The organism is Crenothrix sp., assembly GCF_043729335.1.
GTDB lineage: Bacteria > Pseudomonadota > Gammaproteobacteria > Methylococcales > Methylomonadaceae > Crenothrix.
Map to the genome: position 1 here is coordinate 158381 of NZ_JAYTLQ010000057.1, position 21658 is coordinate 180038.

Annotated in this window: 14 protein-coding genes; 8 read left to right on the forward strand and 6 right to left on the reverse strand. The window is 41.9% G+C overall.

The genetic code is table 11. The features are described 5' to 3' along the window. The first annotated feature begins 171 nt into the window (after positions 1-171). The 3 genes from ACHZC4_RS14160 to ACHZC4_RS14170 all read left to right on the forward strand — a co-directional run bounded on the left by ACHZC4_RS14160 (position 172) and on the right by ACHZC4_RS14170 (position 5142). Positions 172-2409 (forward strand): primosomal protein N', encoded by a 2238-nt coding sequence (locus tag ACHZC4_RS14160; protein ID WP_394754509.1) that lies wholly within the window; start codon positions 172-174, stop codon positions 2407-2409. A 322-nt stretch (positions 2410-2731) separates the two neighbouring features. Further along, positions 2732-4492 (forward strand): arginine--tRNA ligase, encoded by a 1761-nt coding sequence (gene argS, locus ACHZC4_RS14165; protein WP_394754510.1) that lies wholly within the window; start codon positions 2732-2734, stop codon positions 4490-4492. Positions 4493-4497: 5 nt separating this feature from the next. Further along, the gene (locus tag ACHZC4_RS14170; RefSeq protein WP_394754512.1) at positions 4498-5142 is read left to right on the forward strand and encodes an SPOR domain-containing protein; all 645 of its coding nucleotides are present in this window, start codon (positions 4498-4500) and stop codon (positions 5140-5142) included. A gap of 117 nt (positions 5143-5259) precedes the next feature. Here the strand turns inward: ACHZC4_RS14170 and ACHZC4_RS14175 are convergent, their stop codons facing one another. After that, a complete protein-coding gene (locus ACHZC4_RS14175) occupies positions 5260-6225 on the reverse strand; it encodes a rhodanese-related sulfurtransferase (protein ID WP_394754513.1) in 966 nt (321 codons plus the stop codon). 457 nt (positions 6226-6682) lie between these two features. Beyond that, positions 6683-8260 carry a CotH kinase family protein gene (locus ACHZC4_RS14180; RefSeq protein WP_394754514.1) on the reverse strand — a complete coding sequence of 526 codons (1578 nt, stop codon included), beginning with the start codon at positions 8258-8260 and terminating at the stop codon, positions 6683-6685. Between the two features lie 1248 nt (positions 8261-9508). Between ACHZC4_RS14180 and ACHZC4_RS14185 the strand changes: the two genes are divergently transcribed. After that, positions 9509-11173, forward strand: coding sequence for a glycoside hydrolase family 9 protein (locus tag ACHZC4_RS14185; protein ID WP_394754515.1), 1665 nt, complete (start codon positions 9509-9511; stop codon positions 11171-11173). 53 nt (positions 11174-11226) lie between these two features. Here ACHZC4_RS14185 and ACHZC4_RS14190 read toward each other — a convergent pair whose 3' ends face one another. The 4 genes from ACHZC4_RS14190 to ACHZC4_RS14205 all read right to left on the reverse strand — a co-directional run bounded on the left by ACHZC4_RS14190 (position 11227) and on the right by ACHZC4_RS14205 (position 15916). Further along, a complete protein-coding gene (locus tag ACHZC4_RS14190) occupies positions 11227-12384 on the reverse strand; it encodes a glycosyltransferase family 4 protein (RefSeq protein WP_394754516.1) in 1158 nt (385 codons plus the stop codon). Then, complete coding sequence (locus tag ACHZC4_RS14195; protein ID WP_394754517.1) at positions 12381-13484, reverse strand: glycosyltransferase family 4 protein; 1104 nt, start codon at positions 13482-13484, stop codon at positions 12381-12383. The genes ACHZC4_RS14190 and ACHZC4_RS14195 overlap by 4 nt, the downstream gene beginning before the upstream one ends. Before the next feature lie 56 nt (positions 13485-13540). Beyond that, complete coding sequence (locus tag ACHZC4_RS14200; protein ID WP_394754518.1) at positions 13541-14737, reverse strand: glycosyltransferase family 4 protein; 1197 nt, start codon at positions 14735-14737, stop codon at positions 13541-13543. Between the two features lie 66 nt (positions 14738-14803). Then, entirely contained in the window at positions 14804-15916 is a 1113-nt protein-coding gene (locus ACHZC4_RS14205; protein ID WP_394754519.1) for a glycosyltransferase family 4 protein, read from the reverse strand. A gap of 1163 nt (positions 15917-17079) precedes the next feature. Between ACHZC4_RS14205 and ACHZC4_RS14210 the strand changes: the two genes are divergently transcribed. From ACHZC4_RS14210 to epsG, 4 genes are read left to right on the forward strand one after another with little or no spacing between them, the layout of a single operon-like run. Then, entirely contained in the window at positions 17080-18471 is a 1392-nt protein-coding gene (locus tag ACHZC4_RS14210; RefSeq protein WP_394754520.1) for an undecaprenyl-phosphate glucose phosphotransferase, read from the forward strand. A gap of 30 nt (positions 18472-18501) precedes the next feature. Continuing rightward, positions 18502-19302, forward strand: coding sequence for a polysaccharide export protein EpsE (gene epsE, locus ACHZC4_RS14215; RefSeq protein WP_394754521.1), 801 nt, complete (start codon positions 18502-18504; stop codon positions 19300-19302). 15 nt (positions 19303-19317) lie between these two features. Further along, the gene (epsF, locus tag ACHZC4_RS14220; protein ID WP_394754522.1) at positions 19318-20742 is read left to right on the forward strand and encodes a chain length determinant protein EpsF; all 1425 of its coding nucleotides are present in this window, start codon (positions 19318-19320) and stop codon (positions 20740-20742) included. Further along, complete coding sequence (gene epsG, locus ACHZC4_RS14225; protein WP_394754523.1) at positions 20739-21566, forward strand: chain length determinant protein tyrosine kinase EpsG; 828 nt, start codon at positions 20739-20741, stop codon at positions 21564-21566. The genes epsF and epsG overlap by 4 nt, the downstream gene beginning before the upstream one ends. Positions 21567-21658: the final 92 nt, after the last annotated feature.

Genomic DNA, 21658 nt, shown 5'->3' on the forward strand with positions numbered 1-21658 from the left:
CCTCTGTGAATCTAACGGCACAGATAAATTGAACAGCCGATATTTAACAGTTAAATCTTGAATGCTAGACATGGCGAATTAGGTGGTTAAATTCTACTTAAGGGTTCCCGGTAACTTTCAATACACCACTCCCGGATGGTCTACCATCAGCAAGGTGATGCTCCCTATGCCATGACCCAAACCTGCCCGCCACGCATAATTTTAAGAGTTGCTGTCCCCATACGCTTGCATCGCTTGTTTGATTATTTAGCCCCCGAAAACAGCACCATTAACGATTTTAAACCCGGGGTACGCGTTCGAGTACCGTTTGGCAAAACGAGCAAAGTGGGGTTTTTGGTCGAATGTGTTGAGCACAGCGACATTGATAGCCACAAATTAAAGGCTATTGATGCAATTATCGATAGCGAATCTTTGCTATCTGAACAGGATATTCGCTTATTGCATTGGGTGAGCCGTTATTACCATCATCCTTTAGGCGACGTTTACACTACGGCATTACCGGCGCTATTACGTCAGGGTAAATCGGCAACCTTACCTGTAGAAGAGCGCTATGCACTCACCGAACAAGGTAAAGCCATATCCACTGAGCAATTAACGCGTGCTCCCAAACAAAAAGTATTGTTGGAAAAATTTCAAAGCCATGCCATAGCGTTGTCAGCATCTCAACTGACTATCTGGGATGAAAAATGGCGTGCGGCACTTAAACCTTTACTGGAAAAAGCGCTGGTGCAAGTTGCTGAACTTGACTGCGCTGTTGCTGTTGTTGAACCTTTAATGCGCAACATTGCATTAGTCAGTAATCCACAACAACAAGCGGCGATAGATGCGGTATGCGCTAGTTTTTCTACATTTAATGTTTTTTTGCTGGAAGGCGTGACCGGTAGCGGCAAAACCGAAGTATATATGCAAATTATTCATGCCGCATTACAGCAACAAAAACAGGTTTTGGTGCTGGTACCGGAAATTACGCTAACGCCACAATTGGAAGCACGTTTTCGGCAGCGCTTTTCCGTGCCGATAGCTATATCACATTCCAAGTTGGCAGACAGCCAACGTAATCTCGCGTGGTTAAAAATGCAGCAAGGTGTATGTTCTATCATGCTGGGTACGCGCTCGGCGCTGTTTACGCCACTTAAAAATCCAGGCTTGATTATTCTGGACGAAGAACATGATACGTCATTCAAACAGCAAGAAGGCTGCCGGTTTTCCGCACGCGATATTGCGGTGGTGCGCGCTAAAATGTTGAATATTCCTGTGCTGATGGGGTCGGCCACGCCCGCGCTAGAGAGCTTGCACAATGTTGATAAGGGCCGTTATCAGTTGCTGCATTTACCGCAACGGGCAGGCAATGCAGTGCCACCCACATTTCAATTAATTGATATCAGAAACAAAAGAATGCAGGAGGGCTTGAGTGCTACGTTGATTGCAGAAATTAAAAATACTTTGGCTAAAAAAGAGCAGGTTTTATTGTTTCTTAATCGCCGGGGTTTTGCGCCGACATTGATTTGTCATGGTTGTGGCTGGGTAATGCGTTGTGCGCATTGCGATGCCAATATGGTGATTCATGCCCAAGAGAAATTATTACGTTGTCATCATTGCGGTGTCGAGCAAGGCCTGATTAAAAGCTGTTTGGCATGTAAAACCGGCCAGTTAATGCCGTTAGGTTTGGGGACAGAGCGCGTAGAAAATACATTGATGAGTTTATTTGCCGATAAGACTATCGTACGGCTTGATCGTGATTCCACCAAGCTGAAAGGCTCATTGGAACGCTATTTGGCACAAATTAATCAGGGCGAAGCCGATATTATTTTAGGCACACAAATGCTGGCTAAAGGACATCATTTTAGTCAGGTGACCCTTGTTGCCATGCTGGATGTCGATAGCGGTTTGTTCAGTGTCGATTTTCACGCGGCCGAAAAACTGGCGCAGCTCATTGTGCAAGTGTCAGGGCGTGCCGGACGCGAAACAAAACCCGGCAAAGTGATCTTACAAACGCGCCAGCCTGAGCATCCTTTGCTGATGACGCTGATTGATTGCGGTTATAAAGCTTTCGCCAAAATGGCACTCACAGAACGTAAAGAGGCGCTGTTACCGCCGTTTAGCTATCATGCGCTGTTAAGAGTGCATGCGGCTGATGCCGATCTGGCTAAGCAGTTTTTAAACACGGTGATTAAGTTAGCGAATGAAATTCATAGCCGGGAAGCTAGGCAATATGCCGATATTTTAGGGCCCGTGCCTGCATCAATGGCGCGTCGCGCTGGCATGTATCGCTTCCAGATGCTTTTCCAAAGTCAAAAAAGACCGGATTTACACGCGCTGCTCGACAGGTTGTTACCGGAGATAAACAAGATAAATCGAAGTCAGCGCTTATTCTGGTCACTGGATATTGATCCTGTCGACTTGTTTTAAAGTCAGCTTAAAATGTGTTTATTGGCTTACAGTTTAAGCGGGAATAAAAACAACGCTATACATGTAGGCTGGCGTGACGATAAAAACCTCAGCACTCTATGCAGCGTATTGTTGGGGTTCGTAACTTCACCGCAAGCTGTATGGTTTGTGTCTCCTAAAGTTGATAGCCTTAAAAGTCTCTCCATTTTTACAAAAAAGCAGGTAAATATTTGTATTATTAAGTAATACGTCTGCTAATTATCCACAACCATAGATAAACAAACTATTATATTGGATAATGTGCAGTTATCTTTTATAGTTGATATTCAACACACAAAAATTAATGAAGCAAAAAATAGAGGCACTGCTCCTGCACGCTTTTGGAGCGCTTAAAACTAATGGTTTTATTGACCAAGACTTGGAGCCACACATTGTGGTGGAGCGTACCCGTGATGCCAGCCATGGCGATTTTACCACCAACGTGGCGCTTACTTTGGCTAAAGCCGCAAAAACCAATCCAAGAGTGCTGGCCGAAAAAATCATTGCCACGCTGCCTCAAGATAACGCTATTACCCATGTTGAATTGGCAGGCCCAGGCTTTATCAATTTTTTTGTTGACCGCAACAGCCAATATGAAATTATCCAGCGTATACACGCTGAAGGCGACAGTTTTGGTTTAAGCCATGTGGGTGCGGGTAAAAAAGTCCAGGTTGAATTTGTCTCGGCTAATCCAACCGGGCCTTTGCATGTCGGCCATGGCCGCGGTGCAGCTTATGGATCTGCCGTGGCTAATTTATTGAACGCCGTAGGATTTGATGTATATCGTGAATACTACGTGAACGATGCGGGCCGACAAATGGACATACTGGCGACCAGCATTTGGCTGAGATATCTTGAAAATTGTGGCGAAGTGCTGGCTTTTCCGAGTAATGCTTACCGCGGTGACTATGTGCGCGATATTGCTGCCACTATTTATAAAAGTGCCTGCAACGAATACCGCAGACCCGCTGAACTCGTACTTGAAAATACGCCGCTTGACGAACCTGAGGGAGGCGACAAAGAGCTGTATATTGATGCCTTGATCGCCAGAACCAAAACTTTGTTGGGAAAGTCGCTGTACCGTGATTTTTTCCAAATGGGCTTAAATACCATTCTGGATGATATTCGTGAGGATTTACACGAATTTGGTGTTGATTTTCAGCAATGGTTTTCCGAACGCCAGTTAATGGAAGACGGTTCAGTTGATGCGGCACTTGATCGATTACGTGTAGGCGGGCATTTGTATGAACACGACGGCGCCACCTGGTTTGCGTCCAGTTCATTGGGCGATGAAAAAGATCGCGTAGTGATACGCGAAAATGGCCAATATACTTATTTTGCCTCCGATATTGCCTATCATATGAATAAACTTGATCGGGGCTTTGACCAGATTATTGATATTTGGGGTGCGGATCATCATGGTTATATACCGCGTGTAAAAGCCGCCATTACTGCGTTAGGCGCGGATGAATCGAAATTAAAAATACTGCTGGTGCAATTTGCAACTTTGTATCGGGGCGATGAAAAAGTGCAGATGTCAACGCGTTCAGGCGATTTTGTCACTTTACGCCAACTGCGTAATGAAGTCGGAAAAGATGCAGCGCGTTTCTTTTATGTGATGCGCCGTTCAGAACAACATATGGATTTTGATTTAAAACTGGCAACTTCAAAATCCAATGAAAACCCCGTGTTTTATGTGCAATATGCTTTTGCGCGGGTATGCAGTGTGTTTCGGCAACTGGATGGCAAAGGCTGGGAAAGAAATGTGCTGTTGGGTATGAATAGCCTAAACTTATTAACTGAAGAGCATGAAACTCATCTTATCAGCATTTTAGCGCGCTATCCCGAAGCTTTACAACGCGCGGCACTACAATACGAACCCCACCAATTGATTCAATATCTGCGCGAACTGGCTACGGCTTTCCACACTTACTACAATGCCCATCAATTTTTGATTGATGATGCCAAAGTTCGTGATGCGCGCTTAAACTTGATTAGCGCTGTTAAGCAAGTGCTATCCAATGGTTTAGGGTTGCTCCATATCAACACTCCTGAATCAATGTAACTGTAATGGCTAGAGACTATAAACACCGCGCACAGAGCACTCCCAAAAATGCGGGCAACCAGCATAATAAGTCGCGCTCTAAATCTAATGCCAAGGTCGGCGCTTTAAAATGGATGCTGATTACCGCATTGGTTATTTCATTTGCAGTCTTCCTGGTTTATTTACGTAGCATTGGCGACAAGCCAGGGGCAATGCCGCTTACTAAAACCTTAACGACGGCTGATTTAGCCAACACTGAAACGGCAAACCGTGCTGCGGAAATCAAGAAAAAACAAGATATTGAGATAAAAAAACAACCACCGGCTCCGCAATTTGATTTTTACACCATTTTGCCGCAAAAAGAGATGGTGGTTGCTGATCATGAAATTAAAACGCGTGCCCGCGAAGAGCGGGTTGGCAAAACTAAAAACACGCATTATGTTATTCAGGCCGGGTCTTTTAAATCGAGTAAAGAGGGCGAACAACTCCGCGCTAAGCTGGCTTTAATGGGCATTGAATCCAAAGTTAATAAAGCCAAAGTAGGCGATGTTGTCTGGTATCGCGTCAAAATAGGGCCTTATGCACGCCTGGACAGTGTTAAAACAGTCATGTCGCGGTTAATGCAAAATGATATGAAACCCGTGGTAACGGAAATAGAGAACTTAGATTAACGTAATCTGTTTATATCGGCATTATCCCATGCTGTGGGTACAATTCCGATAAGTCCGTGCTTACACCAAAACTTGGTGTAAGCATTCAAAGAGGGAGATTGAGCAAGTACAGCTTGATCAAGTGTGTGATGTACGTTCCTTAGCCTCGCGCTTAGCCATAAGTGCTTTTGCTGCATCAGAACCGATATGCGCCTCGCCACGTTGTTTGGCCAATTCCATTTGCTTTTCCCGCTCCATAAAACGGGCTTTTTGATCGGGCGTAATTTTGTCGTAACAGTGGATACAGCTTACACCTTGTTGATAGCTAGGGCTTAGCTTATCGGCTTCTGTAATAGGTGTACGACAAGCATTGCATTGGTCATATTGGCCTTGTTGCAGTTGATGATTGACAGTAACCCGTTCATCAAAAACAAAACATTCGCCTTCCCAAAGCGTTTCTTGCGCAGGAACTTCTTCCAGATATTTTAAGATACCGCCTTTGAGATGGTAAACATTGTCAAAGCCTTGTTCTTTTAAAAATGCGGTAGATTTTTCACAGCGTATGCCCCCGGTACAAAACATGGCTATTTTGGTGTGCTTTTTGGCATCAAGATGCGCTTTGACATATTCCGGAAACTCACGGAAAGATTCCGTATGCGGATTAACGGCATTTTTAAAAGTACCGATTTTAACTTCATAGTTGTTGCGGGTATCCACTAACAACACGTCTGGTTGTGAAATAAGCGCATTCCAATCGCGGGGGTTAATGTAAGTGCCCACCACAGATTTGGGGTCAATGCCTTCTATACCCATGGTGACGATTTCTTTTTTCAGTTTAACCTTGGTGCGATTAAACGGCATGGTATCGGTATAAGATTCTTTGCAATCAATAGTGGCCAAGCGTGTATCGTTACGTAGCCAATCTAGCAAGGCATCAATGCTTTGTCGGCTTCCTGCCACAGTGCCATTAATACCTTCATGAGCTAAAAGCAAAGTGCCCCGCACCGCATTTTTTTCCATAACAGCATGTAACGGTTCACGCAAATGCTGATAATTTTCTAAGGTGACAAATTTGTATAACGCACAAACAACAATTTTAGGCATAGTTAGCTTTCCTAGTGCGGGTTGGATCGTAAATCCAAAGCATAAAAAACAACTATTTTAATCAAAGCTAATAGCATTTGTCAGTTTCATTTGAATTTAATATTGATTATTTTCGTCATCCGTCCGAAAAATTGCCAGCTACGGCACTATTTTCTTGAATAGATTTGTCTACGTGGCTACCAACTGAGACGGGCATCCGTTCGCCCCAAGCTTCTCGAAGGGTTTGTTGTTCATGGTTCGACAAGCTCACCACGAACGGCTTTTTTTAAACTGCCCCTTCTTAGTTGGTAGCGGCTTACGGGATAGGCTTTTTAATTCGGTATATTTGCTATTTAGTCCGGCAATTTAAAATTAACCGACATAAAAAACCCTCGTACGGAAATCCGGCGAGGGTTTATATTTGCAGCTGTAGTTTCAAATCATATTGAACTTACAACAGTTAAATAAAAGCCATTATTTACTTTGGAAGGCTATTAATATAAGCGTTCATAGCAGGTATGCGCACAGACAAGAATTTGTCTATATAAGTTGGTGTGCTTAAGTTATAGTCAGGAACCTTATAAGAAACTTTAACGGGTTTTTTATTGACTACTATGGTTGTTGTTACCGTAGTTGGCTTCCATGTTGCTTGTTCTCTACTTAAAGCACCACCGCGGACTAACTGCGATTTAACTTTACTAAAACGTGCCAGCAAATTCTTTTTTAGGAAAACAGTATTTTTTAATACGTTCCAACGCTCTTGTAAAATAGCGTTAAAATTGCTCTCAGGATACTTCAATAATTTGACGATTAAATTATTATCCGGTGTCAGAAAATCGGTACGGGTGTTTTCCTTGCTGCCATCCCAAAACATACCAAAAGTTGCATTATGATCCCAAGGCACAATAAAAAAGTCCCCGCCGGCATTTTTAGCCAGGAAAAAATTCTTGGAGCTGTTATCTGAAGCTTGAGTCACTCTCGTTAGCAAATACCAATCAGCAAGGCTTGTAAGATCAATGCGATTTTCTATGTTGTCGGTGAAAGGAAATTGAGCTGATGTGACAACGAAGTCAATAAGGCTTTTAAGCGGTGTAAAGTCGGCTTTTGTTTTGGGGTAAACTTGGGAAAAGTTAAACTCAATGTCACCTTTCTTGTAGGGGAAGAAAAGGTCTGTTTTCCATTGGGCAAAATCGGCTTTATAGATTACGCTGCCTTTTTCAAGCTTTAGTCCCAAAAGCGTCGGGCCAACATGTTGGTTTAAAATATAAATCCCTGCATACTTGCCGTTCACGATGGCTTCAGCTAAACGTCCCTTTATGGCATTTTGCCCGTTAGCCCGGCTTTTATCTTTATTAGGATGGATTTCATTAAAAATATCCATACCGATATTATTACGGGCAAAGGTATTATCGGCGTAAGAAGCATCCAATATCCAATCATCGCCTTCTGCTAAATCAAGCAATTTAACTTTGGTACTTTTTGCAGCGGTACCCAGTTGAAAACCATAAGATTTTTTGGGGAACTCCTGGGTTGTTTGGCCTCTGAATTCTATACCCATAGGTGATGTGATATCTTGGTTGAATTCGCCACTCATTAAACGAAAATCCCCACGCACTTTTGGTGTATTTACAATTGCGGCATCGGTAGTGATTTGTGCAATAGGAAGGTTGCTGAAAACTACCGTGTAGGTATCGACAGGGGTTGTTGCACTGCCTTTGTAAACCTTGATGACTTGCGTAGAATCACCATATTTTACGGGCTTAAAATGACAAATATCGCCACTTTTTTTAATTTTAACGCCACCGCATTCAATACTGTAGGTTCCAGGGTTATCAAATTTAACGGTAGGATCAAAGGCTTTTGCGGTAGAAAACCCTGTTCCTAATGACACAAATAAGCGTCTGTTGTTAACATCCGTGCCATCTACGCCGATACCGATATCGTTTAGTCGTATATTAAATCTAACTGGATTGACGGCTGATAAAGCTGACCCTGAAAACAATAACGTATTGATAGCTAAGCCTAGTATCAAACACGATCCTAATTTTTTACCCATGAAAAAAAACCTTTAAATAATTTGTGAATTAATGAGCGAACGTTTTTGTTGTTTAATTGTACAGAAAGAACTCTATTGATAAAAACCAATTAGGCAATCCGTTATAAAAACGCCCATTCGTTTCAGTGACTTATCGTCAAGTGTAAGGTCGGTTAGAAATAAATAAAAAATGGAAGCTGATGTATTTGAGGATTTTGTGTCACTCTACAGCACCCAATGTTTTTTTTATTTTCCGACTCATAAACATTGAAATTTTAAAAAAATGTACTAGCGAGCGGTGGTCATACTAATTCATTTATACAGCCTCTACAATAGCGTTTTTTAAAAAAAAATGAGGGTCAAAATATTATGATGGCATCAAGCCAGTGCAGCGGGCTTATTTGCTAAATTAAGCGAAAATAAAATTTATTTTTTTGTAAAAGATGATGAAAAACAATTCTTGTAACACCATTGGCGGGGAGATAGGGTGCTCAATAGATTGGGCTCATTGAGCGGACAAAAAGCCAGTGGTATTCTAAAATTAGTGCTCGGCGAGCAATGCGCACCCATTACCTGTACCCATCTAACCGCGATGAATTTAAAGCCACATGTGGTCAACCGGACGGTTTTAGATCGCGAGAAATTTGCTTACCAGATTGGGTCGCCAGCTTTTTAGTTGCCATTAAAAACACACGTTCGTCAGCTGTATTTTATTGCAATGCTCCTAAAATTACTTTTTGATCCATCGCATGAGTATCAAAAGCCTTAAATTGTGCAATACCACCGCTTTTTTTCTTGCGGCGTGAATGCTCAATAGCGATACATGGCGCGGCAGCACAAGTATAACTTCAATTATCAGGCCAATTGCCTAAAGTGCGCTGGCCTAATAATTGGACGAAATGCTGCAAGGGTTGTTATGATTTCGTTGGTGTCCAAATTTTGCAGACGTGATAATTTAGAAATCCGGAGTCTGGTTTTTCTGAGCAGTTATTGATCAATTGTGATTAAAGCCCCTTAACTTATACGTTTGGTGGCTTGTTGTGTTCGAATTTATCCGCCGAAACTCACTCTGATTAAAGAGGTATTTTCCAAAAGAAAGCAGGGTTAAAAACAAAAGCACCAACAAAGATGCGCTTTTAGAATTTTGAAACAAATGTTTGGACTAATAATCAGTAATGATGTAAAGATTATTTCAAGCGTGCCGCCAAGTTTTGAAATTAACTGTCATAAATTGAAAACGCTAAGTCATCAATAGAGAGGTTTGTTAAAATGAATAAACGTATAACTCCACAGAGTCGGCAGCAATTACTAAATATTGTAAGTTCATTAGGGCTTGTTTTATTCTCAGTAACACAGTTTAAAGCCTTCGCTTCAACATTGCCGGATGTCATTCGCACAGGAGGCCCATCCAAACCCCATGAGGCGAAAATTGCTGTTGTAGTCTCAAAAAATTTATACGCTGATAAAAAATTCGCTGTAACCAACGAAAAAGGTGTGACGGTGTTCACTGGCAAACTTAAAAAAGCCAATATCTCAGAGCCGTGGAATTATGCTGCAACGGCTGATTTTTCTGAGTTAACAAAGCCTGGGCGTTATACGGTGCAGGTAGAAAAAATCAACTCCCAACCATGGCACATTGATAAAAATGCAGGCAATGATTTGATTGCAATATTTCTGGAGTTGTTTGTCGCTAACCGAGATGGTTATGAGCCTTCATCGTTACATAAGCCCTCCCATTTACACGATGCAATTGTTAAAGGTGGGCGCTACGATAACAAAAAGTTTGACCTGACAGGGGGGTGGATGGATGCCGGCGATCAAATACACTTTACGGAAACTACCGCCTACTCGGCTATCCTCTTACAGATCGCCGCCAAGTTTGATCCTGTCAATGCTAAAGCATTACGTAAGGAAGCTGATGTGGGGATACGCTGGTTACTAAAAGCGCATCCACTTCCGGATTTATTTATTGGCCAAGTAGGTGATATGCGTGATCATGGCATTGGCTTTCGTGATCCTGCAATAGATGACCAATCTAAGTTGCCGGGAATAGGCCATCGATTTGCTTACACCACAGTCTTATCCGGCTTGATGGGTAAAGCTGCTGCCGCATTGGCTCTTGCGGCTGAGCGCAGTACGGGAAAAGAGCGCATACATTTATTAACGCAGGCTCAGCAATGGTATCAACAAGGTAAAACCAATCAATCTGCTGAACAAATGCCTGATCATTTTTACGATAACCTGACATGGCATGATGATATGAGTTTTGCCGCCGCTATGTTGTGGCGGGTTACTGGAGATGCCCAATATCATAAGGATGCTTATACCTACCTTGATGATAATGATCATAACCTTTCCGTTCCTGCTGTAGGTGTGTTGACGGCTGCGGATTTATGCGGTGCGTTGGGCAACATGGCAACCAAGGACATTAAGGCTCGATCACTGGCCTGCGATTTTTTACAAACAGCTGCTCAAGATGCCATTTCAGTGGCAACTGTAGAAAACTCGCCTTGGGGTACGCCAGGGCGTATGGGTTGGGGGCAGGTAGCATTAAATGGAGCGCATGGTGCTGTTATTGCGCTTGCCAAGCGTGTCAATTTAATAAAAGATGCTACTGTGGCTGTTCAAGCGCGTGATTGGCTATTAGGGCTTAATCCCTGGGGAAGTGGCTTTGTTGTGGGATATGGTTTAACCCCCCCCTCAAATCCTCATCATTGGGCGACTGTAATAGGGGGTAACTTGCCTAAAGGCGGCATAGTTTCTGGGCCAGCCCCCATAAGCGGAATGAAAATATTTAAAACGTCCAAAGAAAGATTTGATTCTGACCGTGCTACTTATTCCAAGAAATCTGAAAATTATATTACTAGCGAAGTCGGCATTGGTTATAACGCTAATACGATTTTGCTTATTACGGCTTTAAATACTTTAAAATAAAAATAAAAGCAATGATTCAGTTTTCTATCTAAAAAATGGAAAACTGAATTATTTCATTGGGATAGTTTTTTTTTGACAGAAAAAAATGTAGCCTTACTCAGGCGACTTAAGTAAAGTTTGTAGGTTTTTTCCGCTATAATTTGCCAATTATAGCGCTCGGTTACCCATATTCGCGTGCTTTCGCGTGCGCTCCTGGTTAAACCTTTAATTGACCATTGTTTAATGCTGTTTGCAAGCACCTCTATATTGCCCAAGGGGAAATAATGTGCTGATGCTAAACCTACTTCCAGATTTGCGGGGATGTCACTTGCCAGTACAGGCAGTCCAAAGCTCAGTGCCTCCAACAAAACAATCGGTAAGCCCTCATGAGAGGAAGGTAATACAAATAAACCCGCATGGGCATAGAGTTCTTGCAAAGCCAAACCTTGCTGAATGCCAGTCATAACTGCGCCAGCTTCAATCGCTTTTTCAATAACTTCGCGTTGATAAGCATCGGGGTGATCTGCATCACCGACCAGAACCAGTTTCCAATTGGGCACATTAGCCAGTTTGAATGCAGCTATTAAATCCAGATGCCGTTTTTCGGGCACCATTCGGCTGACCAGCAAGACATAATGCCCCGGAATGAGTTTAAATTTATTAAGGGCTTCTATTGAGTTGGGAAATAATGGCAGATCAACTCCGTTAGGAATTTGTTCAGCAGTTACGCCGTGTTTTGTAAGCACTAAATCGGCAATAACTTTGGAAATTACAATACGCCCATTCGAGTAACGCATTCCCCAGCGTTCGCCAAGTTGTAGGACTAAACGGGCAAATGCCCCCCATTTTTGGCGATCGTAATCGGGGCCATGGTGGGTCACGATAACCCGTAAACCCAAGAGTCTTGCTAGCGGTGTCATCAATGCAGGGCCAATAGCCTGTATGTGCAGAATGTCAGGGCGCTTGACAGCGGCATAGATTACACCCAAAAAACTATGCACAATGGCCTCCAGTCCTTTAGATTTTGGCGTCCAGAGGGAGACAAATTTTACACCCTTCCAAGGGGAGCACGCCGCAGCAGGTTTATACAGTGATCGGGTCAGTACGGTAACGTCACAGCCCAGTACTACCAGTAAAGGGCATAAATGCTCGGTATGGGTTTCTACGCCGCCCTGTATGTTAGGGAAACCCCGCAAACCTAGCATCATGACACGTAACGGTCGGTTATTCATTTAAAAACCTCCAGTACGTTTTTAGCCAATTTATCCCAGTTATAATTTTTTTCGAGTAACGCACGGCCTTTTTTGCCCATTTCTAGCGCACGTTGAGGATTTGATAGTAATTCTAGTAGGTGACTGATCATGGCAGTAAAATCATTGGGCGCAGCTAGCAAGCCTGTTTCGGCATTTATTACCAAACCCCGATAAAACAAGAAATCCCAGACGACTGCGGGTAGCTCCATCGCCATGGCTTCCAGGCATGTGCCAGGTAAGCCTTCGTAATAGGAGGTTGAAGCATAAACATGGCTGCGATTGTAATAATCCATCATTTCGGCAAAAGGCACCTTTCCCGTCATAATAATATTTTCTTTTAAGTCATCTAATTGTTGTCGAACCCAGGCTTCATCTTCTCCATAGCCGACTATATAAATCACAATATCTTTTTTCTGCGCGACCAATTGTCGGCAAATAGTAGCCATTGCCTTACTGCCTTTAAGGTTTTCAATTCTGCCGGTAAAGACAACGTCAATATCTTTTACAGTATCTGATGACGGAGTGAACTGGTTTAAATCGACACCATTAGGAATAATATCAATAGATTTATTGTATCCGTAGGCATCCATTTGTTGACGGCCAAATTCAGTTAAAGTGATGGCTTTTGAGGAATTTTTATAGATTCGTGATTCCATCCACATCTTTATTTTTAAAGATAGCCAGTTAATTTCACTGTCATAAAATTTATCTGGGTAAAAATGTCCGGAGAAACCCAGGTAGGTTGAATGCACGGTTAACACAACTGGAATAGATCTTGGCAAAAATAATGCCGGAATTAAAGGCGGGAAATGTAAGTTAATCCACTGAATTTTACCTTCTTTATATAATTCAATAAGCAGTTTTCGAGCTTGTAACCCCCACGTAAAAAGATTGATTCGGCTGGAGCTAAACCCTATATGAATGATTTCAACGCCTGGATAACTACGGGCGACTTGATGCTCATCCCCGGTTATAAGGTAGATGTTCGGGTGATCTTGGGGTAAGTTGGAAAGAAATGAATCCAAATAGCGGGCAATACCACCTACGCCATAGAATTGAGGGTAAACAATCGCAATCATGAGGGTACCATCGTATTATTTCGGAAATCGAAAAATGAAAATATGTGACATCTGTATTATGCTGATTGGCTATCACTTAGTATAGGCTCTAGCTCGCTAACAAGCCGCTCCCAAGTATAGCCAGCAATAATTTTCTGGCGGGCTGTATTCTCCATTTTAGTCATCATTTCTGGGGCATTTAACGTGCTGAAAACCGCATTAGCAAGCGCGGAAACATCACCGGGCTCTACTAATATGCCATTTTTACCTGTCTCCAAAATCTCTGGTATGCCGCCAACGGCAGAGCTTATAAGACAGGTGCCAGATGCCATGGCTTCAAGCACTACCAGTGGGCAAGGATCTTGCCATGTTGAAGGTAACACAATTAAATCTACAGCAGAATACAGGTACTTGAGCTTTTCATGGGGTAAGAACCCGGTGAAAATGATGGCTTCATTAACAGGCTCTGCTAAGGTGACCAATTCTTGTTCATAAGCTGTTTTGGCCGCTCCCCCAAAGAAAGACGAACCAGTAATAATGAGCTGAACATCTGGCATTTGCTGATGAATGCTGCGGAAGGCTTCAATTAATATATGTACGCCTTTGACAGGCGTTAAGCGTCCGACGTAAAGCAGATAGCGTTTGTTTGAATCCAAATGCACAACACCGTTTAATTGGCGCAAGGCCTCTTCACCATAAGGTTTAAAGACTTGCGGATCTGTGGAATTAAATAGCACCTGGAAACGCGCTGCATATTCTGGGAAATGCGTTACGGCTTGTCTACGGATATAGTCGCTGACACACAGTACCGTATCGGCTTTAGCTAATGCCCGACGATAAAAGGGGCGGAACAGGTAAGTGGACAGATGATCGTTGTGCATGTGCAAAACAATTTTCTGACCAGTGCGCTTTTGAAGAAACAATAAAATATTAGGTTCATTGTGTAAATACACGACATCAAAATTGCGCACAATAGCAGCTACGCGCTGCCCATACGAGTAAACGTTTTGAATTTTTGCGATATAGCGAAGTGGGTTTTTCCAGGTGACTTGTTCTTTAAGGCGGTGAAAAAAGCGTTCTATAGGTGTCCAGGGTATGCCGATATATTCAATGTCATTGTGTCCTGCAATGCCCGCAGGGCGTGAAATGACCGCTAGCTTACGATTTTTTGCTACCAGTCTTATGCTGGCCTCATCAACCCAATGCTCAACTGCACCTCCTTGCACGGGGGGCACGGGCAGCAGCTCAGGAACAACAATTGCAATAGATTCCATTATTTTTTCTCCCTGATAATTGTAGATAATTTTAAAGAGCTAATTGGCCTTTAATCATCTTCCGCGCTAAGATTTTAATTGAATAGTAGATTCATAAGCGAGTAAGGTTTGATCGGCGATAGCACCCCATGAAAGTTCGCCATATTTAAGGTTTAGCGCGCCATTGGCTAACGTCTGCCACAGAGTGTCATCTTTAATAATGCTTTCAAGTGCATGGGTTAGGTTTTCAGTATCGCAAGGCGGGGTAAGTAAGCCGTTGACGCCTTCTCGGACCAGTTCTGGTATTGATCCTACCGCAGAGGCGACTACGGGTCGACCAAAGCCCAGCGCTAATGCTGCGACACCACTTTGAGTGCCGTCTGTGTAGGGTAATACGGTAATAAGACTGTTAAGAAATAATTCGGGTATGTTTTCGGCAGCAATGTATTTATCAATAATTTCAAAGCAACCGGCATCCATCATGGCTTGTCGTTGAGTTTCTAGATCAGAGCCGGTTCCCGCAACAACACCGATAACAGGATAGCCTTTCTGGTGTAAAGCAATGACAGCAGCGACAAAAGAACTAAGTCCTTTATAGGCGTGTATACGGCCAAAAAAAAGTAATCGGTAGCCTTGCGGTCGTATAGCGATAGTGCCAGAAAAACCTGCGCCCAAAGGGCCGTGAGCAATTGACCATACGTTATCCTTGAAATGAGGGTACATACTGTTTAATTCTTTGGCAATAATATTACCATGCGTAATGGCTACATCTGCACTGCGCCGCAAAATCGGCCTATAAAATGTAAAGCGAGAGAGTTTACTGTCGCTACCTGAATGAAGTTTTGGGTCGTGTATAGTTAAAACAATCGGCCATTTTAACAAAAAGGGCAGGCTCAAAACCAATTCGTCGCGCGGATCTTCTTGGCAATGGATCACATCAGGGCAAAACTGCTTGATCGCTTTAACGAGACGATTAATGTTTTTAATAACTGACGGTGCTGACGTTGGCCTTGCCAAAACAATGATTTCTAAGCTTGGTTTATTTATTTCCTGCCGCCAGTTTGCGCCTAGTTCATTATCGGCATTGTCTTGGTATAAGATTAACAAAACAGTGATTTTTTCAGCTAAGGCTAATGCCAAATTTACCGAATATTCGGCAAAGTGAAATGAAATAATCACTGCACGGCGTCTTTCTAACATAATGAATCCCTACTTAAAATTGACAATCCGATGGCGTTTGTATTTACGAGGCTTATCTTATAAAAAATATAAGTCATTTTGTTTACAGGCAGTATTTTTATTGCTTGCTGATATGAGTCAGAAATTTTGACATTTAAGGTGAAGCAAGTACATAATCTGCCCATTGCGACTGATTTTATTTGTAAGATAAATTTACGTGCAATAGCGCAAGTTCAGCCCAAGTGAAAAGTGTTTTCAGTTGTTATTCTAGCCTGCAAACTAAGTGGCGACTAGTTTTTTTAGCTGATTTGATTCAGGTTTTAAAATACATCCCTCGGCACTGTAAAAATATATTTACTGTTTAGTCTTTGAATTAAATGGGCATTGTTTATTTTGGCTGGGTTTGTTTTATTAAATCATTAAGTTAAATGAAATTAATTACTTAAAGTTCAGCCCACTAAAGCAAGTGCTGATTAAAAATATTAGGCTTATATTTTTCGAGTTACTCACTATAATTTATAATTTTTGAAGATAGTGCGGTTTATAAAAATAAATGCATAAAGCGACAATATTATACTTTTTTAAGCGATTAAGTAATTTTTTTGCGAGTAATGTAAAAATATTGGGTTGTTCTAAAGTGGGTTATTAGCTAAGGCCAGTAATGTGCTCAGCACAGTATGCTTGTGCTGTCGTTTTTTTTGTCTTATCTCAAATAGAGCGATTGAGCGTAAGCAAATACCAGCTAGTCTAAGTTCAAAAATTTATTTTTACTGTTAGCAAAGCTATTGAAAGTAGGTATTTATACGGATTGCTATGCCAGAGTTTTTACTTGAGTATAAATTTAGTAAAGGTTTGATAGGCTGGGTTAAGCAGAGCCATCTTTTCTTTTAATCACCTCGGTTAGTAAAAGGTGGAAATGGTTTCTTACTCTATTTTAGTCGTATTATTTTTACAGTTATAAGTCAACCCAGCAAATAAATCATGCTATTTTATTATGGAATTGATAATTATCAACAGGTTAAAAATTTCGGCACAATATTTGCTTTAGATTTAAATAGGATCGATTAAAGAAGGTAAGTGGGAGAGTTTTTTAAATTCAATCTGATAGCAAAAAAGCTTAAAACCATTCTTTAGAATATTAATGAGTAATTTAACCAAACCCTACAGGGATGATAATTTAGTATATGAAGATTAATGAGCGACCTCTACTATTCGTCATAGGGCAAATTCTAAATCCTTTAGTTGCCGTTGAAACTTTAATACTAATAGCGCAGTATTACGAATTTCCTTTTGAGGGGCAGCTATTTATCTTGGCTATTTTTGCTTTTTTAGTGGTTGCCAAGCTACTCGACACTGTCGATTTAACATCCAGTATAAAAACATTTTGGGCGCACACCGTCGGTGCCATATTTTTACGCTGGTTTGTGGTTATAACCTTGATGTCTTTAATGGGATATTTTTCAAGAATTCTGGGTGAATCTTCCCGCGTACTTTTAGTTACCTGGTTTATTATTACGCCTTTCGCCATTGTATTGGCTCAATTATCAGCGCGTTATTTATTAGATCGACTAGTCATATCAGAAGAAAATTTGAATAATGCTGTGATTGTCAGCGTCAATGATCTGAGTTTGCGACTGGCAACACGCTTTGCAGAACATCCCGTGTACGGTATTTATTGTTGGGGTTTTTTTGATGACCGCGATCCTAATCGATTACATGCTGATACAGAAATGCCGATAGGTAAGCTGTTAGGAAAATTGTCCGAAGTGGCTGCCTTTGTAAAGACTAATCAAATTAATCATGTTTATATTGCAGCGCCAATGACTGATCAGCCACGCATCATGTTTTTGCTGGATGAATTGCGTGATACCACTGTTTCTATCTACTTTGTCCCTGATGTTTTTTTATATGATTTGATACAGGCGAACATCAGTGCCATACATGAAATTCCTATTGTTGCTGTGTGTGAAACGCCATTTGCCGGCATTAATGGTTTCGTTAAAAGAGTCAGTGATGTAATTTTATCGGTGTTAATCTTAATTTTGATTAGTCCGTTGTTGCTGCTTATTTCGCTAGGGGTTAAACTGGACTCGCCAGGGCCTGTGATTTTTAAACAGCACCGCTATGGCTTGGATGGTGAGGAAATAGTGGTTTATAAGTTTCGTAGCATGACGGTGAGCGAAAACGGCGACTCAGTTATACAGGCTACCCGAAATGACTCAAGAATCACATCCTTTGGTGCTTTTTTAAGAAAAACATCGCTCGATGAGTTGCCGCAATTTATTAATGTCTTACAGGGGCGGATGAGCATTGTAGGGCCTAGGCCTCATGCTGTCGCGCACAACGAATTGTATAGAAAACAAATCAAGGGATATATGATTCGTCACAAAGTAAAGCCTGGCATTACAGGATGGGCACAAGTTAACGGGTATAGAGGCGAAACAGAATTACTTGAAAAAATGGAAGCTCGAATTGATTGTGATCTCGATTACCTAAGAAACTGGTCTTTACCCTTCGATTTTTATATTATTTTTATGACGATTGTTGTGGTTATTAAAGATCGAAATGCCTATTAGTTTTATTGATAACTTAGCGGGGAGCAAATAATGAATTTTACGCAAAAATCATTTGCGATATTTTTAGCAGTGTTTATTTTGATGGCGATGCACGTCAAAATGGCTTTTGCTGATTATGTTATTGGGGCTGATGATGCGCTGCGCATTGCGGTTTATGGCTACGAAGACTTAAAAACTGAAACCCGCGTTTCAACGGATGGGCGAATTAGCTTTCCGTTGGTTGGCGAAGTTTCTGTTGCAGGAAAAACCACTTTCGAAGTTGAGCACGAATTAGCGAGTATGCTAAAAAGCGGGGGGTTTATTCTTGATCCACAAGTAACGGTAGCGGTTACAGAGTTTAAAAGTCAGCAGGTATCCGTACTGGGTCAGGTTCATAAACCGGGGCGCTACGGATTGGAGGCGGCTAATACTTTAGTGGATGTTATTGCCATGGCCGGAGGGATAACGGATTTAGGGGATGAGAAAGCTGTGGTTGCGCACCGCAATGCGGGTTCAATTACCAAGCAAGAAATCAATTTACGCGAAATATTGGAATCCACCAAAAAAACTGACTTATTGCCTGTGCAGCAAGGCGATATTATTTACATTCCTAAAGCGCCCATGTTTTATATCTACGGCGAGGTGCAACGTTCTGGTAGCTATCGTATAGAGCCCAAGTTAACCGTAGCGCAAGCGATATCATTAGGTGGCGGATTAACGACCCGTGGTACAGAGCGTGACATTATTATCAAGCGCAGCACTGAAAAAGTCGGTATACAAAACATAGAGGTTAAATTGACTGACTTAGTGCAAAAAGACGATGTTATTGTTATTGACGAACGTTGGTTTTAATGAAAGGACGGTAGTATGAATTTTCAGCAAATTCTCATTATTCTGTTTTCTCGCAAGTATTTAATTATTTCGGTTTTATTATGTACGGTTGGGGCAATAACTGCCCTAAGCATAAGAATGCCCAAAGAATATGTGGCGACGACATCGTTGGTTGTTGATCAGTGGAATGTTGATCCGGTGTCAGGCGCGAGTATTCCTTCTCAGCTTGCGGATGCTTTTATGGGAACGCAGGTCGATATTATTACCAGCCATAATGTCGCCCTTAAAGTGGTTGATAGGCTCAAATTAACTGAAAATACACATTTGACTGCCGGTTTTGATGCTAATTATAAGGGTGATCTGCGTGATTGGATCGCTGATCATTTAGTTAAGCATCTGGAAGTATTGCCGTCTCGGGAAAGCAGTGTCATGCAGCTCAATTTTTCTGCTATTGATGCCAAATTATCGACCGACATCAGCAATGCTTTTGCGCAGGCCTATATTGAAACTAATATTGAGCTACGTGCACAGCCAGCCAGACTAAACGCCGACTGGTTTGATGAGCAAATGTCTTTTTTTCGGGAACGCCTCCAGCAAGCACAAGATAAGTTGTCTGATTATCAGCAGCAACATGGAATTGTGGTCATGAATGAGCGATTGGATCTGGAAAATGAGCGCTTAGCGGACATATCAAAACAATTGGTTGATAGCCAATCTCGTACTTATGAATTGTTATCTAGAAAAAATCAGCTAGCCTTATCTAAGAGAAAGCATCAATTTGAAAGCAAGACCGATAAGAGTGGGTCTTATGAATCCTTAGAAGAAGTGTTAAACAGCGCTTTTGTCCAAGGACTGAAAGGTGATCTGGCGCGTACTGAGTCTAAGTTTGCAGAAGTTTCTAAGCGTGTTGATAAGAACCATCCGCAATATAAACAAGCCTATGCGGAGATGACCAGTTTAAAAAATAAAATTGATTCGGAAATCAATACGGTGCTGGAGGGTATTAGTAATAACGCGACTACAGCGCAACAACGAGACGAGCGCTTACTTTACGCACTAACTGATCAAAAGGATAAGGTTTTACAGTTAAAGCAGCAACAAAATGAAATGGTAGTGCTGACCAGGGAAGTTGAGAATGCACAAAAGTTTTACGATAACGCCATGCAGCGTTCGGTGCAAACCCGTATGGAGAGTGAGGCCAGTCAGTCTAATATTGCTATTTTAAATCCTGCGTTAATACCGCAAGAACCTGCTAAACCAAAAGTTCTGCTTAATATTTTATTGTCGGTTTTTTTGGGGACATTATTAGGGGTTTGTGCGGCATTTTTAGTAGAGTTGCTGGATCGGCGTTTAAGATCGCCTATCGATATGGTGGAGCAATTGGGTGTGCCGGTGTTAGGAGTGCTGTCAGCTGCAAAAAAGACTAAATCGCCTTTTGTAAAGAAGCGAGCGGTGTTGTGAAGACGCTAACAATGGGGGGGTTGTTACTGGATGCCGGGAAAATTACCTTGGCGGGTGCGGAAAGAATATTGCGCTTACAGAAAGAAAGAAACATGTTATTCGGTGAGGCCGCTAAAGCATTAGGATTGATTACTGAAAAAGATATTCAACAGGCTCTCGCACAACAATTTGATTTTCCTTTTCTAGCCAACAATAAAACCGGTTTAAGTTTTGAGCTTATTGCGGCCTATAAGCCATTTTCCGCGCAAGTTGAAACTTTACGGGCAGTGCGCAGCCAGTTGATGTTGCGCTGGTTTGTAGATAACCGTAAGACGCTGGCGATTGTCAGCCCTATTAACAATGAGGGACGTAGTTTTCTTGCTGCTAATTTGGCTATTGTATTTTCGCAGCTGGGTGAGCGTACGTTGTTAATTGATGCTGATTTGCGTCAGCCACGCCAACACAAGTTGTTTAACCTTGAAGGTAAATTGGGATTGTCTAATCTTTTGGCGCAGCGTGTTGATCATTCAGTAATCAACCAAATTTCCGGATTTAGGGATTTATCGGTTTTATCGGCAGGTACTATACCACCCAATCCACTAGAGCTTATTAGTCGTGGCCTAGAGTCTTGTTTAGAACGGCTGTCTGCTGAATATGATGTGATTCTTCTGGATACGCCAGCGGGATCGCAAGGCTCTGATGCGCATATACTATCAGCTAAAGCGGGCGGGGCATTATTACTTGCACGACAGCATAAAACTCGGCTGCTAAAATTGGAAGCGATGAAAAATTTGCTAGAAAACTCTGGAACCGCTGTAATTGGAGCGATAATAAATGATTTTTAACGATATATTATTTATATTCTGTTAATAAAAATGTATAACATGGCAAAAATAATAACGATTTTGGAATTAACCAAATGAACAATGCCACAGCA

Bases quoted from the DNA above. Each gene is read 5' to 3' on its own strand.
- ACHZC4_RS14170 (WP_394754512.1), top strand. From the start codon at position 4,498: ATGGCTAGAGACTATAAACACCGCGCACAGAGCACTCCCAAAAATGCG.
- ACHZC4_RS14190 (WP_394754516.1), bottom strand. From the start codon at position 12,384: ATGAATAACCGACCGTTACGTGTCATGATGCTAGGTTTGCGGGGTTTC.
- ACHZC4_RS14160 (WP_394754509.1), top strand. From the start codon at position 172: ATGACCCAAACCTGCCCGCCACGCATAATTTTAAGAGTTGCTGTCCCC.
- ACHZC4_RS14210 (WP_394754520.1), top strand. From the start codon at position 17,080: ATGAAGATTAATGAGCGACCTCTACTATTCGTCATAGGGCAAATTCTA.
- epsF (WP_394754522.1), top strand. From the start codon at position 19,318: ATGAATTTTCAGCAAATTCTCATTATTCTGTTTTCTCGCAAGTATTTA.
- ACHZC4_RS14180 (WP_394754514.1), bottom strand. From the start codon at position 8,260: ATGGGTAAAAAATTAGGATCGTGTTTGATACTAGGCTTAGCTATCAAT.
- ACHZC4_RS14195 (WP_394754517.1), bottom strand. From the start codon at position 13,484: ATGATTGCGATTGTTTACCCTCAATTCTATGGCGTAGGTGGTATTGCC.
- epsE (WP_394754521.1), top strand. From the start codon at position 18,502: ATGAATTTTACGCAAAAATCATTTGCGATATTTTTAGCAGTGTTTATT.
- ACHZC4_RS14175 (WP_394754513.1), bottom strand. From the start codon at position 6,225: ATGCCTAAAATTGTTGTTTGTGCGTTATACAAATTTGTCACCTTAGAA.
- argS (WP_394754510.1), top strand. From the start codon at position 2,732: ATGAAGCAAAAAATAGAGGCACTGCTCCTGCACGCTTTTGGAGCGCTT.
- ACHZC4_RS14200 (WP_394754518.1), bottom strand. From the start codon at position 14,737: ATGGAATCTATTGCAATTGTTGTTCCTGAGCTGCTGCCCGTGCCCCCC.
- ACHZC4_RS14205 (WP_394754519.1), bottom strand. From the start codon at position 15,916: ATGTTAGAAAGACGCCGTGCAGTGATTATTTCATTTCACTTTGCCGAA.
- ACHZC4_RS14185 (WP_394754515.1), top strand. From the start codon at position 9,509: ATGAATAAACGTATAACTCCACAGAGTCGGCAGCAATTACTAAATATT.